Consider the following 14,309-nt stretch of genomic DNA (forward strand, 5'->3'; position numbering starts at 1 on the left):
CCGTACGGCGGCACCGGACGGGCCCGCCGGGCGTCATGTAAAGGGAAGCCCGGGGCTTCGTGCGAAAAGGACAGGGCGCGACACGCCGGGCGGCCTCGCGGCGCGGTTAGTTGACCCTGGGGGAGGCCCAACCCTACTGTCCGTATCAATCCTCAGGTTGACATAACTCTAAATCTCAACTTGAGGGTGAGAGTTACGCAGGCAAACGCGGGCCCCGCCCGCATGAAAACGTAAACGAGCGGAAAGGCCCCTCGTCGTGGCAGCACCGCAGAACTACCTCGCGGTCATCAAGGTCGTCGGCATCGGCGGCGGCGGAGTGAACGCCGTCAACCGGATGATCGAGGAGGGACTCAAGGGCGTCGAGTTCATCGCCATCAACACTGACGCCCAGGCGCTGCTGATGAGTGACGCCGATGTGAAGCTCGACGTCGGGCGCGAGCTGACCCGGGGTCTCGGCGCGGGTGCCAACCCCGACGTGGGCCGCAAGGCCGCCGAGGATCACCGTGAGGAGATCGAAGAGGTCCTCAAGGGCGCCGACATGGTGTTCGTCACCGCCGGCGAGGGCGGCGGCACCGGCACCGGCGGCGCGCCGGTCGTGGCGAGCATCGCGCGCTCGCTGGGGGCGCTCACGATAGGAGTCGTCACCCGCCCGTTCAGCTTCGAGGGCAAGCGCCGGGCCATGCAGGCCGAGGCCGGGATCGAGACCCTCCGCGAGGAGGTCGACACGCTGATCGTCATTCCGAACGACCGGCTCCTGTCGATCTCCGACCGGCAGGTGAGCGTGCTCGACGCCTTCAAGGCGGCCGACCAGGTGCTGCTCTCCGGTGTGCAGGGCATAACCGATCTGATCACCACGCCCGGCCTCATCAACCTGGACTTCGCCGATGTGAAGTCCGTCATGTCCGGCGCCGGCTCGGCGCTCATGGGCATCGGCCACGCCCGGGGCGACGACCGCTCGGTCGCGGCGGCCGAGATGGCCGTGTCCAGCCCGCTGCTGGAGGCCAGCATCGACGGCGCCCACGGCGTGCTGCTGTCGATCGCCGGCGGCTCCGACCTCGGCCTGTTCGAGATCAACGAGGCGGCCCAGCTCGTCTCCAGCGCGGCGGCGTCCGACGCCAACATCATCTTCGGTACGGTCATCGACGACGCGCTCGGCGACGAGGTGCGGGTGACGGTCATCGCGGCCGGGTTCGACGAGCCCGCGCCGGTGAAGCCGGTCGCCGCGCCGCTGTCGCGGCCCCAGCAGAACCGCCCGGCCGCCCAGGCGCCGCCGTCCCGGCCCGCTCAGGCTCCGGCGAGGCCGGAGCCGCGCGCCGAGCAGCCGCAGGCGCGGCCGGTCGGCGGGGCCGCTCCGGCGCAGCCCGCTCCCGTGACTCCTCCGGCGCACCCCGCCCCTCCGGTGAACCAGCCGGTGAACGAGCCGGTGGGCCAGCAGACGGGGCAGGGCGCTCCGGCGCCGCAGGCCGCGGCGCCCGACTCGGGCACGCCTTTCACCAGGGAGCCCGAGACCGCCCGGGCCGAGCAGCCGCCGCCGGCGCAGGGGCAGGGGCACTTCGCGGCGCAGGGTCAGGGACACACGCAGGGGCAGGGGCAGGGTTCCGCCACCACCGGCCCGCTGTCGATCCCGCGTCCCGCTCCCGAGCCGCCGACCCCGATCGCCTCCCGGGTCGGTCAGCCCGCTCCCCGGCGCCCGGTGGTGTTCGAGGAGCAGGAGGAGGAGCTCGACGTGCCGGACTTCCTCAAGTGACGCCGTCCGGGCCGCCGGTCACCCGTGGGTGACCGGCGCGACGAGCTCACGGCGGGCCTGGCGGAGGTCGAGCGGCGCATCGTGGACGCGTGCCGCGCCGCCGGGCGGCCGCGATCGGAGGTCACCCTCATCGCGGTGACCAAGACCTACCCCGCCTCCGACGTGCGGCTGCTCGCCTCGCTCGGGGTGACCGACATCGGGGAGAACCGTGACCAGGAGGCGGCGGCCAAGGCCGCCGAGGGCGCCGATCTCGGCCTCACCTGGCACTTCATCGGTCAGTTACAGACGAACAAGGTCCGGTCGGTCGTCTCCTACGCTCACATGGTCCACTCCGTGGACCGCTCCCGGCTGGTGGAGACGCTCAGCCGCGAGGCCGTGCGGGCGGGACGCGAGGTCGGCTGCCTGGTCCAGGTGGGGCTGGAGGCCGCGCCCGTGGCGGGGCCCGGCGGGCGGGGCGGGGTCCCGCCCGGGGACGTCCCGCGGCTCGCCGAGCTCATCGCCAAGGCGGAGGGCCTGCGGCTGCGTGGCGTCATGGCGGTCGCCCCGCTGGGGGAGGACCCGGGCGAGGCGTTCGCCCGGTTGAGGACGGTCGCCGGGGCCGTGCGGAGAGACCATCCCGAGGCGGATGTGATATCCGCCGGTATGAGCGGTGATCTGCGCGAGGCGATCACGAACGGCGCGACACACCTGCGTGTCGGTACGGCGTTGCTCGGCCGCCGGACGCCCTTCGTCAGGTAATGTCCCCCAAGCGGACCATGGTGTCCGCACTCAGGCAGAGGTCGATCAGCGGTGAGCTCAAAGGGGGGTAAGGCTACCGCCCTGGCCTTCCAATGGGACCTTGAAGGCACCAGAAACGCGGAGGACGACGAGCGATGGCCGGCGCGATGCGCAAGATGGCGGTCTACCTCGGTCTCGTGGAGGACGACCGCTACGAAGACAGGTACGCCGCGGAGTACGGCGCCGACGACGAGTACGGCGACGACGACTACGAGACCCCCCGGCGGCCCTTCGCGGGGCCGGTCGCCGCGAACGCGGCGCCCCACGACCGCGAGGAGGACGGCGAGAGCGCCGTCCCGGCCCCCAGGCCTCCGACGGCCGTCCTCGAGCGCCGTACGACCGATCTGGCGCGGATCACGACCCTCCACCCCCGGACGTACAACGAGGCGCGGACGATCGGCGAGCACTTCCGCGAGGGCACACCCGTCATCATGAATCTGACAGAGATGGTCGACAGCGACGCCAAGCGCCTTGTCGATTTTGCGGCAGGTCTCGTCTTTGGCCTACACGGCAGCATCGAACGTGTTACCAACAAGGTGTTCCTGTTGTCCCCCGCCAACGTTGAGGTGACCGCCGAGGACAAGGCCAGAATCGCGGAACGCGGCTTCTTCAACCAGAGCTAGAGTTCCATCATGAACAGTGACCCGCTCGGCGGTGCCCCCACGCACCCGAGGCGGCGGAACGAGATGGAGGCGGGGCGCGACCGTGCGCATCATCGGTGAGATCTTGTTCATCGCCCTCACCCTCTACCTGGTTCTGCTGATCGGCAGAATGATCATAGATACGGTGCAGGCGTTCGCCCGCTCCTGGCGGCCTACGGGCATCGTCCTGGTGCTGGCGGAGGTCATCTACACGGTGACCGATCCCCCTCTCAAATTCCTCCGCCGTTTCATTCCGCCCCTCAGGTTGGGTACGGTGGCCTTTGACCTGAGCTTCACAGTGCTGTTCCTTGTGGTTTTGCTCTTGATCCAAGTCGTGAACGCGCTTCGTTGATCGGGCCCCGTCCGAGCGGACAGACTCCAAGCGCGCCAAGGAGACCCAAATGCCGTTGACGCCCGCCGATGTGCGGAACAAGCAGTTCAGTACCACCCGGCTCCGACCGGGGTACGACGAGGAGGAGGTGGACGCGTTCCTCGACGAGGTCGAGGCCGAGCTCGACCGGCTCATCCAGGAGAACGAGGAGCTGCGTGCCAAGCTGGCCGAGTGCCTGAGGGGCAAGGTCCCCGGAGGCATGGGCATGGGCAACTCCATGCAGATGGCCCCCGCCCCGGTGGCCGAGCCGAAGCCCGAGATGATGGCTCCCCAGCCTGAGCCGATCAAGCCCCCGGAGCCCGCGCGTCCCGAGCCCGTCCCCGTCGGCATGGGCCTGCCGCCCGCCGAGGACAACATGGACACCGCGGCCCGCGTGCTCGCCCTGGCGCAGCAGACCGCCGACCAGGCGATCGCCGACGCCCGCCGTGAGGCCGACGAGACCGTCACCCGCGCCCGCCGTGAGGCCGACGACATCCTCGGCAAGGCCCGCAGGCAGGCCGAGCAGATCATCGGCGACGCCCGCGCCCGCGCGGAGACGCTGGAGCGCGACGCGCAGGAGCGGCACCGTCAGGCCATGGGGTCGCTGGTGCAGACCCGCGACGAGCTCGAGCGCAAGGTCGAGGAGCTGCGCAGCTTCGAACGGGAGTACCGTAGCCGTCTGAAGCTGTACCTGGAGAACCAGCTCGCCGAGCTGAACGTTTCAGCCGAGGGTAGCGGCGGCTTCCCGATCGTGGGAGGCGGCGCGCCGGCCATGGCGCACGCTGTCGCCCCCGGTCCCCAGCCGATGTCGGCCAACCCGAACCCCTTCGCCCAGGAGCCCCCGCAGCACTCCGGCGCCTTCCCCGGTTCCGACGGTCCCCACAACGACCGCCGGTAAAGCTGTGCCCGGGTCCCGCCCCGGGGCCCGATAGCCCGGAGATCCCCCAGTGATCCTCATCAGTGCCGCCCTGGTCCTCGCCGCCATCGTCCTGCTCATCGCGGGCGTGGTGCTGGCGACGCCACCCCTCGTGATGTGGTCGATCGTGGTCAGCGTCCTGTCCGCGGTCTGCCTGCTGATCGGTGCACTGCTGAGGCGCCATGAGCTGTTCCCCGCAGGCGGGCGTGCCGCCGACGGGCCGGCTCCCACCCCCCCGGGCTCGCCCGTGCCCCAGCTCGCCGGGGCGGCCGGCGGGACCTATGGCGGGGCGTTCGGCGGGATGGCCACCCATCCGGTGGCGACCCCCATGCTGGCGGCACCACCGGTGACCCATCCCGGGACGCTGCCGCCACAGCCGTACACATCGCATCGTCTCCAGCCGGGCGGCCCCATCCCGCGGTCGCCGGCGCAGGCGGCTCGCGGCCTGGCGCCCGACGCGATCGTGCTGGTGATTCCCGGCCGCAAGCGCTTCCATCTGGCGACCTGTCGTCAGCTCGCGCAGCGCGAGGTCGAGGAGCTCACGCATGAGGAGGCCCGCGAAGAGGGCTTCACACCCTGCACCACCTGCCTTCCCGAGCTGACCGCCCGTCTGGCGGAGCAGGAGGAGGCCGCGGAGCGCAGTGGAAGCTTCCGTGCCGAAGTCGGTCCCACCTCCACCGCGCCGGCCCTGGAGAAGACCACAGATTCCGAGGCTCCCGAGGCGCGCGGGCGTACCGAGCAGGAGCCGGCCCGTCCGGCGGTGGGCGGCTTCGAGTCCAGCGGCTCCCGGGCTTTCAGCCCCCCTTCGCCTTTCCCGTCGCCCATGGCCGGGTTCCCCGCGGTCGCGCCGTCGGCGGCCGTGCCCGCTCCCGCGACGCCGCCGGGCCGTTCCGAGGGGGACGCGCCCGAAGAGCCCGAAGACAGGGCCGACCAGAGCGCCGATCGGGTGTCCGGCGACGCGGACGCCTCAGCGGCGGGCGATGACGCCGGGGACGCGCCGGGCGACGTGGAGGCCTCCACGCCCGCCGAACCCGCGAGCGAGCCGTCCTCACTCGACTGGTTCAGGAGGGACGCGTTTAGGTCCGCCGCTCCGGAGCAGACGAGGAATGACGACGACGTCGAGACGTCCCGACCGGGCGGTCCGGCCGAGTCAGGGGCGGCGCCGGAGCCGGCGTCCGAGCTGCGATCCGAGCCGCGATCCGAGCCGGGGGCCGGGCCGGGGCCCGAGCCGATGTCTGAGCCGAGGTCTGAGTCGGACACCGACACGGCGGAGCACGACTGGTTCCGGCCGGGCAGGTTCAGGCCCCTCAAGTGGGACGCCGCCACGTCAGGGGCCGCAGCGCCACACGACGCTCAGACGGCCGGGGACGGGCCGGTCGAGCCCGGCATGGGCGAGCGGCCCGCCGCCTCCGGCGACGGCGACGGTGGCGAGGGCTCGCCCATGCGTGAGCGGGCGGCGGGTACGGAGCCGGTGGAGCCGGCCGAGGACAAGGGAGCCGGGCGCGCCGGGTCCCCGGTCTTCGCGGGCTCCGCCTCCGGATCCTCCCCTGTACGGCCTTCGGGCGGCTCGCCGGCATCGGAAGCAGCCGGCCGCTCGGACGACCGGGCCCTCGATGAGCCCAACGAGCACGACGAGCAAGACGACCGGGCTGATGACACGGACGATGACCGGACACACGGCGACCGGACACACGGCGACCGGACACACGACGCGCACGGTGATCAGGTCCACGACGAGCACGACGATGCGGGCGACGATGCGGGCGGCGTCGAGGGCGGCGCGGTGGAGTCCGGCGACTCCGCCAGCACCACGACCTTCTTCACCCCCGCCCGCCCCGCCGCTCCTGCCCGCCCCGCCGCTCCTGCCCGCCCCGCCGCTCCTGCCCGCCCCGGCGCCCCTGCCGGTTCTGAGGACCGTGCTGGTTCTGAGGATCGTTCTGAGGCCGGCTCCGTGGAACCCCCGGCGTCAGAGACCGATGGCGGTAGCGCGGACGAAACGGCCGACGGCAGCCCTCTCAAGGGCGGCGATGACGGGCACAGCCCAGGGGATGACGGGCACAGCCCGGAGGACAAGGGTCAGCCAGAGCCCGACCGGGGCGACCGCACGGCCGAGGCGTCCGGGCCTTCCCCGGAAGCTCCGCCCGGGTCGGTCAAGGTGATGGTCGGCACCCGGCGGTTCCACAGCTCCGAATGCCCGCTCATCAGCGGCATGGGCGAGAGCGGCATCGAGGTCATGACCAGGGCCGAGGCCGAGGAGGCCGGGCTCACCCACTGCTCGGTCTGCCAGGGCGGCTAGCCTGACGCCCGCGCGGCCGGCGGGCCCTCGTGGTTCCGGCGGGCCCTCGTGGTTCTAGCAGGCCCCGTGGTTCCGGCGGGCCTCGTGGTTCCGGCTCGTGCCCGGGCGGTCTCCCCGCCCGGGCACGTGCGGCAGCTCAGGCCCTGCGGCTCGCGCCTTCACGGCCGCAGAGGCTCAGGCCTTGCGGAGCCGGAAGGAGAGGCCGAGGTCGGTGTCCTCGTGCACGGGGAGGCCGCCCTCCTGCGGCACACCGGTGGATCCGGAAGCCGCTTCCGTGAAGCTCGCCGCGAGCACCTCGTCGGCCACGATGCCGCCCCCCTCGCGCAGCGCCTCCGCCAGCTCGCCTTCCGCCGACCACCACAGGTCGATCCGGTCGGTGATCGACAGGCCGGTCGCCTTGCGGGCCTCCTGGACCAGCCGGACCACCTCCCGCAGCAGACCGGCCCGGCGCAGCTCGTCGGTGATCGTCAGGTCGAGCGCCACGGTCTCGCCGGTGCCGGTGTCGATCGCGCCGGTCTCCACGGCCCAGCCCGTACGCGGCTGCTCGGTGACGATCACGTCGTCCGGGCCCAGCTCGACCGTCCCGATCTCCTCCACCTCGACGGCGGCGGCCGTACCGGACCGGAGCGCGCGGGCCAGCGCGCCCGGGTCGGCGGCCGTCACCGCGGCGGCCACCAGTTTGGTCCGGGGCCCGAACCGCTTGCCGAGCGTGCGGAAGTTGGGCTTGACCGTGAAGGTCACCAGGTCGGCCGAGAAGCCGGACAGGTCCTCCAGCCGCTGCACGTTCAGCTCGTCGGCGATCAGCTCACGGAGCTCCGCGGGCAGCGAGGCCCACCCGGAGGCGCCGATCAGCGCCCGGCCGAGCGGCTGGCGGGTCTTGACCGACGACGAGGCCCGCGCCGACCGGCCCAGCTCGACGAGCCGCCGCACCAGCCCCATGCGCTCCGACAGCCCGGGGTCGACCAGGGCGGCGTTCACCTCCGGCCAGGACGCCAGGTGCACCGAGGCCGGGGCGTCGACGTCGCGCAGCACCTCCCACACGTAGTCGGTGGTGAACGGCACCAGCGGCGCCATCAGCCGCGTGACGGTCTCCAGGCACTCGTAGAGCGTCGCGAAGGCCGACACGTCGCCCGTCCAGAAGCGGCGGCGGGACCGGCGGACGTACCAGTTGGACAGGTCGTCCAGGAACTCCGTCAGCCGCCGGCCCGCCCGGGCCGTGTCGAACTCCTCCAGCGAGGCCGTCACCTCGGCGACCGTCCGGTTCAGCTCGGCCAGGGCCCACCGGTCGATGAGCGGGCGGTCCGCGTACGCCGGGGCGTCGGGCAGCAGGGACGGCCCCCACGACTCGGCGTTGGCGTACAGCGTGAAGAACGACGCGGTGTTCCAGTAGGTCAGCAGGACCTTCCTGACGATCTCCTCCAGCGCGGCGTGGCCGATGCGCCGGGGGGACCAGGGGGAGCCGGAGGTCGCCATGTACCAGCGCAGCGAGTCGGCGCCGTGCTGGTCCATGAGCGGCATCGGCCGCAGCACGTTGCCCAGGTGCTTGCTCATCTTCCGGCCGTCCTCGGCCAGGATCAGGCCCAGGCACAGCACGTTCTCGTACGACGACCTGTCGAACACCAGCGTGCCGACGGTCATCATCGAGTAGAACCAGCCGCGGGTCTGGTCGATCGCCTCGCAGATGAACTGCCCGGGATAGGACTTCTCGAAGACGTCCTGGTTGACGTGCGGTGCGCCCCACTGGGCGAACGGCATGGCGCCGGAGTCGTACCAGACGTCGATCACGTCCGGCACCCGCCGCGCCTCGGCCCCGCACTGCTCGCAGGGGATGGTCACGTCGTCCACGTACGGCCGGTGGGGGTCGAGCCCCGACAGGTCCAGGCCCGCCTTCTCGCCGAGCTCCTTGAGGGAGCCGACGCATGTGACGTGGTCGTCGTCCTCGGAGCAGACCCACAGGGGCAGCGGCGTCCCCCAGTAGCGGGACCGCGACAACGCCCAGTCGACGTTGTTCCGCAGCCACTCGCCGTACCGGCCGTGCTTGATCGTCTCCGGGAACCAGTTGGTGTGCTCGTTCTCCTCGAGGAGCCGGTCCTTGATCGCGGTGGTCCTGATGTACCAGGACGGGAGCGCGTAGTAGAGCAGCGCGGTGTGGCAGCGCCAGCAGTGCGGGTAGCTGTGGTCGAAGTGGGACCCGCGGAACAGCAGGCCGCGCTCCCGCAGGCTGCCGGTCAGCGGCTCGTCGGCGTCCTTGAAGAACATCCCGCCGACGAACGGCACGTCCGGCAGGAAGCGGCCGTCGGGCCCGATCGGGTTGACCACGGGCATGCCGTACCGCTTGCAGACCGACATGTCGTCGGCGCCGAAGGCGGGGGCCTGGTGGACCAGGCCGGTGCCGTCCTCGACGGTGACGTACGTGCCGAGCACCACATAGTGCGCGCCCGGGATGTCCACAAGGTCGAACGGCCGGGAGTACGTGGTGTGCTCCAGCTCCGCCCCGGTGAAGGTCGCCAGCACCTCGGCGTCCTCGCCGAGGACCTGGGCCAGCAGCGGCTCGGCGACCACGAGCACCTCGTCGCCGTGGCGGGCGGCCACGTACGTCACGTCCGGGTGCACGGCGACGGCGGTGTTGGACACCAGCGTCCACGGGGTGGTCGTCCAGATGAGGAACGAGGCCCCCAGCTCGGCGAGCGGCCCGGAGGTGGCGGGCATGCGGACGTAGACCGAGGGGCTGGAGACGGTCTCGTACCCGCCCGGCTGGCCCAGCTCGTGGTCGGACAGCCCGGTGCCGCAACGGGGACAGTAGGGCGTGATCCGGAAGTCCCGGAACAGCAGCCCCTTGTCGAAGATGGTCTTCAGCGACCACCAGACCGCCTGGACGTACTGCGGGTCCATCGTGCGGTAGGCCTGGGACATGTCGACCCAGTAGCCCATCCGCTCGGTCATCTCCTCGAAGGCGTCGACGTGCCGCAGCACGGACTCGCGGCAGCGCGCGTTGAACTCCGCGATGCCGTACGCCTCGATCTCGGGCTTGCCGGAGAGGCCGAGCTCCTTTTCGACGGCGACCTCCACGGGCAGGCCGTGGCAGTCCCATCCGGCCTTGCGCGGCACGTGGAAGCCGCGCATGGACTTGTAGCGGGGGAAGACGTCCTTGAAGACCCGCGCCTCGACGTGGTGGACGCCGGGCATGCCGTTGGCGGTGGGCGGGCCCTCGTAGAACACCCAGGAGGGGCCGTCCGCGTTCTGCTCCAGGGAGCGCTCGAACACCTTCCCGTCCCGCCAGTGTTCGAGGACCTCACGTTCGAGGGCCGGCAGGTCGACCTGCGCGGGAAGAGGGCGGAAGTAGGAAGACATCGTCGGGCGGGACCTCCACGCGTGTGCTGACATGGCGTGAAGGGACGAAGCCGGGAACGGCTCCGCGGTACCACCCTTCTTGACACCCGCGTCGCGGGCGCCCTCTCGTTTCTTCCGCTGCCGGTTCTACTCGGCCCACGGAGGGCCTTTCTTCCGGCGGCTCCGGGGTGATCTTCCCTCCGCGGCTCGCCCCGGGCTCGCACCATCCCCGGGTCGCTCCTGCGAGTGGGTACGGAGGTACTCGTCCCCATCAACGCCGTGCAGACTCAAACGATAACGCAGACGCGGCGGCGAGGCTTCCCGATAAGCGGCGGCCGGAGCTCAGGCGGAACATACGGAGGCACCTCCGGTGTTGTGAGGGTGTGACCCGCGAGCCGGTGAAGCGGTGGCGGAGGCGGCCTCCCGCGGCCGTCCCCCCGGTTTCCGGGTCTCCGGCGTACGGCGGCGCGCAAATGGTTCGTGTCGCGGGCCGCACGGGCCGCGACAACGTAGTAGATATCCAAGGGAAAGAGGAGGAACCGGCCGAACGTGCCGTGCGGTTACGGGTGGGGTAAAACCCTCGGCAGGTCCATTGCCGATCTGTAATCAAGCGGCCTAAGCTGCCCGGACCTGCTCGAACTGCTTGATCAACCGCTCCTTAACAACGGGGAGGCCCGCCATGGCCACGCGCGCGGCGAGAACCGCCACCAGCGACGACATCTGGTCCGACGACGAGCTCGCCGAGGTCCGCGAGCGGCTGCTGCACGAGATCGAGGAGCTCAGGGCCGACATCAGCCGTGCGGAGGCTCAGCTGGCGTCAGGCGACGTCAGCCAGGGAGCGGGCGACGATCCGGCGGACGCCGGAGCCAAGACCTATGAGCGAGAGCGTGAGATCGCCCTTACCCTGAATGCGCGCGATCTGCTCGCGCAGAACGAGCGGGCGATCGCCCGTGTCGACGCAGGGACATACGGAGAGTGCGAATCGTGCCACAAGCCGATCGGCAAGGAACGCCTCCGGGCGTTCCCGAGGGCGACGCTGTGCGTAGCGTGCAAGCAGCGGGAGGAGCGCCGCTGAGCGATGGAGCCGCGGCGACGCCGCCGCCCCGCGCGCGCAGGGTCGCTCTCCTCGTCATCGTGGCCGCCGTGATCTACGCGCTCGATCTGGCCAGCAAGTTCCTGGTGGTCGAGTTCCTGGAGCACAAGGCCCCCGTCACCGTCGTCCCCGGTGTGCTGGTGCTGAACGTCATCCGCAACCCGGGCGCGGCCTTCAGCGTCGGCACCGGGATGACGATCGTCTTCACGGTGATCGCCGTCGGAGTCGTCGTCGCGATCATCCGTACGGCACGGCAGCTGCGCAGCCTGCCGTGGGCCATCACGCTCGGGCTGCTGCTCGGCGGGGCCCTCGGCAACCTGACCGACCGCCTCTTCCGCTCGCCGGCCCCCTTGCAGGGGCACGTGGTCGACTTCTTCCAGGCGTTCCCCGCCACGGGGTTCCCGGTGTTCAACATGGCCGACTCGGCGATCGTCTGCGGCGGCATCCTCGCCGTGTTCCTCGCCTGGCGCGGCTACCAGGTCGACGGCGGCCGGCAGACCGGGGAGACCGTCGATGAGTGACCGCCGCACCCTCCCCGTCCCCGACGGCCTGGAGGGTGAGCGCCTCGACGCGGCCCTCGCCCGGCTCTTCGGGTTCTCCCGCACGCGGGCCGCAGAGCTCATCGCCTCCGGCGAGGTGCTGGTCGACGGATCCGTCCCCGCCAAGTCCGACCGGGTCCACGCGGGCGCGTGGCTCGACGTGACCGTCCCGCCGCCCCCGTCCGCCCCGGTGCCCGTCGCCGAGCCGGTGCCAGGCATGTCGATCGTCTACGAGGACGACGACGTCGTGGTGGTGAGCAAGCCCGTCGGTGTCGCCGCGCACCCCACCGTCGGCTGGACCGGCCCGACCGTCATCGGAGGCCTGCTGGGCACCGGGCACCGGGTCTCCACGAGCGGCGCGGCCGAGCGGCAGGGCATCGTCCACCGGCTCGACGCCAACACGACCGGGGTGATGGTGGTCGCCAAGAGCGAGCGGGCGTACACCCACCTGAAGAGGGCGTTCAAGGAACGCACGGTCGACAAGCGCTACCACGCGCTCGTCCAGGGGCACATGGACCCGCTGCGGGGCACCGTCGACGCCCCCATCGACCGGCACCCGTCCGGCGACGGCCGGTGGGGCGTCGTGGCCGGGGGCAAGGAGTCGATCACCCACTACGACACGATCGAGGCGTTCCGGGCGGCCTCGCTGCTGGAGATCAAGCTGGAGACAGGCAGGACGCACCAGATCCGCGTCCACATGTCCGCGCTGAGGCACCCGTGCGTCGGCGACCTGCAGTACGGCGCCGACCCCACCCTCGCCGCCCGTCTCGGCGTCACCCGGCAGTGGCTGCACGCCGTCTCGCTGTCGTTCGAGCATCCCGCGACAGGGGAGTGGATGACGTTCACCAGCGACTACCCGCCGGAGCTGGCACGGGCGCTGGAGATCGTCGGCGACGAGGGCTGAGCCGCTCCTCCCGGCCGAAACCCGTGCCGGGGACGCGACGTGCGAAGGCGCCGCCCTTCCCGGCCGTCCGGCCAGGTGTGACTCATACGTGCACCTTCAGACCGTGCTCGCCCAGGCCGGGAACGTCCAGGGAGGTCTTCTTCTCCTTCTTGGAGCCCTTGCCGTTGTTCTGGCCGTTCGCCTGGCCGTTGCCCTGACCGTTCGCCTTGCCGTTCGCCTTGTCGTTCGAGGGCTCGGCGGGGTCGTCTCCGGGGCCGGCGTCCGAGTCGCCGGAGCCGGCAGAGGGCTTGGGCGGGGTCGGCTTCGGCTTCGTCTTGGGCTGTGGCGTGGATCCCGCGTCCGATTCCGGCTTACGCGTCGGACCGGCCGTGCCGCCGCGCGCTCCCGAGCCGGTGGATCCGTCACCGCGCACGTCCGTCACCGACCGCGCCTTCGCGGAGGAGGTCCCCTCGCCGACCGGCGAGGCGGTCTTCGTCGCGAAGACCGTGACAGTGGGAGTGCTGACGACCGTGGCGTCCGCCGCCCCGCCGGGAGTGCGGGCCGTCACGAAGGCGACCACCCCCACGGTCATCCCGACGACGGCCACCAGGGCGCCCGACCCGAGGGCCAAGCCCCATGGGCCGCGCCGGGGCCGGGTGCCCGCCGGAGCGGGGGCCGGGACGGAGGTGGGCGTCGGCGTCCTGGCGGGTACCGGGGTCGGCGCGGAGACGGCCGCCGCGACGGGCACGGGAGTGGCCGCCGTGTGCTCGAACCGCGGCCGCAGGCGGGAGAAGCGGGCAGGAGGCCTCGGGGGCGGGGCCGTCGCACCCGTCACCTGGCCCGTGGCCACCGCGTGCAGGTGCTGCGCCGCCTGCTCCGCCGTCATCCTGAGGTCCGGGTCCTTGATCAGGAGCCCCTCGATCACCGGGGCCAGCGGTCCCGCCCTGTGCAGTCGCCCGGCGTCCTCGTACATCACCGCGGCCAAGGTGGCGAGCGCGTGCCCGCGGTGGAACGGCGACCGCCCCTCGACGGCCAGGAAGAGCGTCACCCCCAGGGACCACAGGTCGGAGGTCCGCGCCGCCAGCGCGCCCGCCGCACGCTCCGGCGCGATGAAGGCGGGGGTGCCGACCAGCATGCCGGTCCGCGTCACCGGCGAGTCGTCCTCCAGCGCGGCGATGCCGAAGTCGGTCAGCACGACCCGGCCGTCCTCGGCCATGAGCACGTTGTCCGGCTTGACGTCGCGGTGCAGCACGCCGGCCGCGTGGGCGGCGCGCAGCGCCGCGAGCACCCGTGACCCGATCTCCGCCACCCGCCGGGGCGGCAGGGGCCCCTCTTCGCGGATGATCGACCCGAGCGTCCTCGACGGGATGAGCTCGAGAACGATCCAGGGGTATCCGTTCTCCTCGAAGGCGTCGTAGACCGCGGCCACACCGGGATGGCTCAGCCGTCCGGCGGCTCTCGCCTCCCGGAAGGTCCTTTTGGTGAAGATCTCCCGCTCGGGTCCGGTCAGCTCGGCGGACGCCAGGAGCTCCTTGACGGCGACCTCCCGCTCGAGCACCTGGTCGACGGCCCGCCAGACCGTCCCCATGCCCCCGCTGCCGAGCGGCTCGATCAGGCGATAGCGTTCCGCCACAACTCGGTCGGAGGTCTTCGCATCAGCCATGGTCATCGCGCTACCCCGCATCACGGAGGGACATGCGGCGGAGTCACCCTTGAT

The 14,309-nt window shown here is 71.8% G+C and carries 11 protein-coding genes; 9 read left to right on the plus strand and 2 right to left on the minus strand.

Annotation, left to right across the window (positions count from 1 at the left end):
- The first annotated feature begins 256 nt into the window (after window positions 1–256).
- The 6 genes from ftsZ (at window position 257) to AB0B72_RS05755 (ending at window position 6,747) form a co-directional block, all read left to right on the plus strand.
- Complete coding sequence (ftsZ, locus tag AB0B72_RS05730; RefSeq protein WP_367737151.1) at window positions 257–1,747, plus strand: cell division protein FtsZ; 1,491 nt, start codon at window positions 257–259, stop codon at window positions 1,745–1,747.
- A 57-nt stretch (window positions 1,748–1,804) separates the two neighbouring features.
- A complete protein-coding gene (locus AB0B72_RS05735) occupies window positions 1,805–2,485 on the plus strand; it encodes a YggS family pyridoxal phosphate-dependent enzyme (protein ID WP_367737182.1) in 681 nt (226 codons plus the stop codon).
- Between the two features lie 134 nt (window positions 2,486–2,619).
- Window positions 2,620–3,147, plus strand: coding sequence for a cell division protein SepF (locus AB0B72_RS05740; protein ID WP_367737152.1), 528 nt, complete (start codon window positions 2,620–2,622; stop codon window positions 3,145–3,147).
- A gap of 82 nt (window positions 3,148–3,229) precedes the next feature.
- Window positions 3,230–3,517 (plus strand): YggT family protein, encoded by a 288-nt coding sequence (locus AB0B72_RS05745; RefSeq protein ID WP_367737153.1) that lies wholly within the window; start codon window positions 3,230–3,232, stop codon window positions 3,515–3,517.
- Between the two features lie 49 nt (window positions 3,518–3,566).
- Entirely contained in the window at window positions 3,567–4,433 is an 867-nt protein-coding gene (locus tag AB0B72_RS05750) for a DivIVA domain-containing protein (RefSeq protein WP_367737154.1), read from the plus strand.
- Window positions 4,434–4,482: 49 nt separating this feature from the next.
- On the plus strand, window positions 4,483–6,747 hold the full coding sequence (locus AB0B72_RS05755; protein ID WP_367737155.1) for a hypothetical protein: 2,265 nt from the start codon (window positions 4,483–4,485) through the stop codon (window positions 6,745–6,747).
- A 174-nt stretch (window positions 6,748–6,921) separates the two neighbouring features.
- Here the strand turns inward: AB0B72_RS05755 and ileS are convergent, their stop codons facing one another.
- Window positions 6,922–10,098, minus strand: coding sequence for an isoleucine--tRNA ligase (gene ileS / locus AB0B72_RS05760; protein WP_367737156.1), 3,177 nt, complete (start codon window positions 10,096–10,098; stop codon window positions 6,922–6,924).
- 658 nt (window positions 10,099–10,756) lie between these two features.
- On the opposite strand from ileS, the gene AB0B72_RS05765 reads away from it, so the two are divergent.
- The 3 genes from AB0B72_RS05765 to AB0B72_RS05775 are packed head-to-tail and all read left to right on the plus strand — an operon-like array spanning window position 10,757 to window position 12,613.
- Window positions 10,757–11,152, plus strand: coding sequence for a TraR/DksA family transcriptional regulator (locus AB0B72_RS05765; RefSeq protein WP_367737157.1), 396 nt, complete (start codon window positions 10,757–10,759; stop codon window positions 11,150–11,152).
- On the plus strand, window positions 11,149–11,691 hold the full coding sequence (gene lspA / locus AB0B72_RS05770) for a signal peptidase II (RefSeq protein WP_367737183.1): 543 nt from the start codon (window positions 11,149–11,151) through the stop codon (window positions 11,689–11,691). The genes AB0B72_RS05765 and lspA overlap by 4 nt, the downstream gene beginning before the upstream one ends.
- The gene (locus tag AB0B72_RS05775) at window positions 11,684–12,613 is read left to right on the plus strand and encodes an RluA family pseudouridine synthase (protein ID WP_367737158.1); all 930 of its coding nucleotides are present in this window, start codon (window positions 11,684–11,686) and stop codon (window positions 12,611–12,613) included. Before lspA ends, AB0B72_RS05775 begins: the two co-directional genes overlap by 8 nt.
- 82 nt (window positions 12,614–12,695) lie before the next feature.
- On the opposite strand, the gene AB0B72_RS05780 is transcribed toward AB0B72_RS05775, so the two are convergent.
- Window positions 12,696–14,255: a serine/threonine-protein kinase gene (locus AB0B72_RS05780; protein WP_367737159.1), complete on the minus strand. Its 1,560-nt coding sequence runs from the start codon at window positions 14,253–14,255 to the stop codon at window positions 12,696–12,698.
- Window positions 14,256–14,309: the final 54 nt, after the last annotated feature.

It is taken from the genome of Microbispora sp. NPDC049125 (genome assembly GCF_040802045.1).
Lineage (GTDB): Bacteria > Actinomycetota > Actinomycetes > Streptosporangiales > Streptosporangiaceae > Microbispora.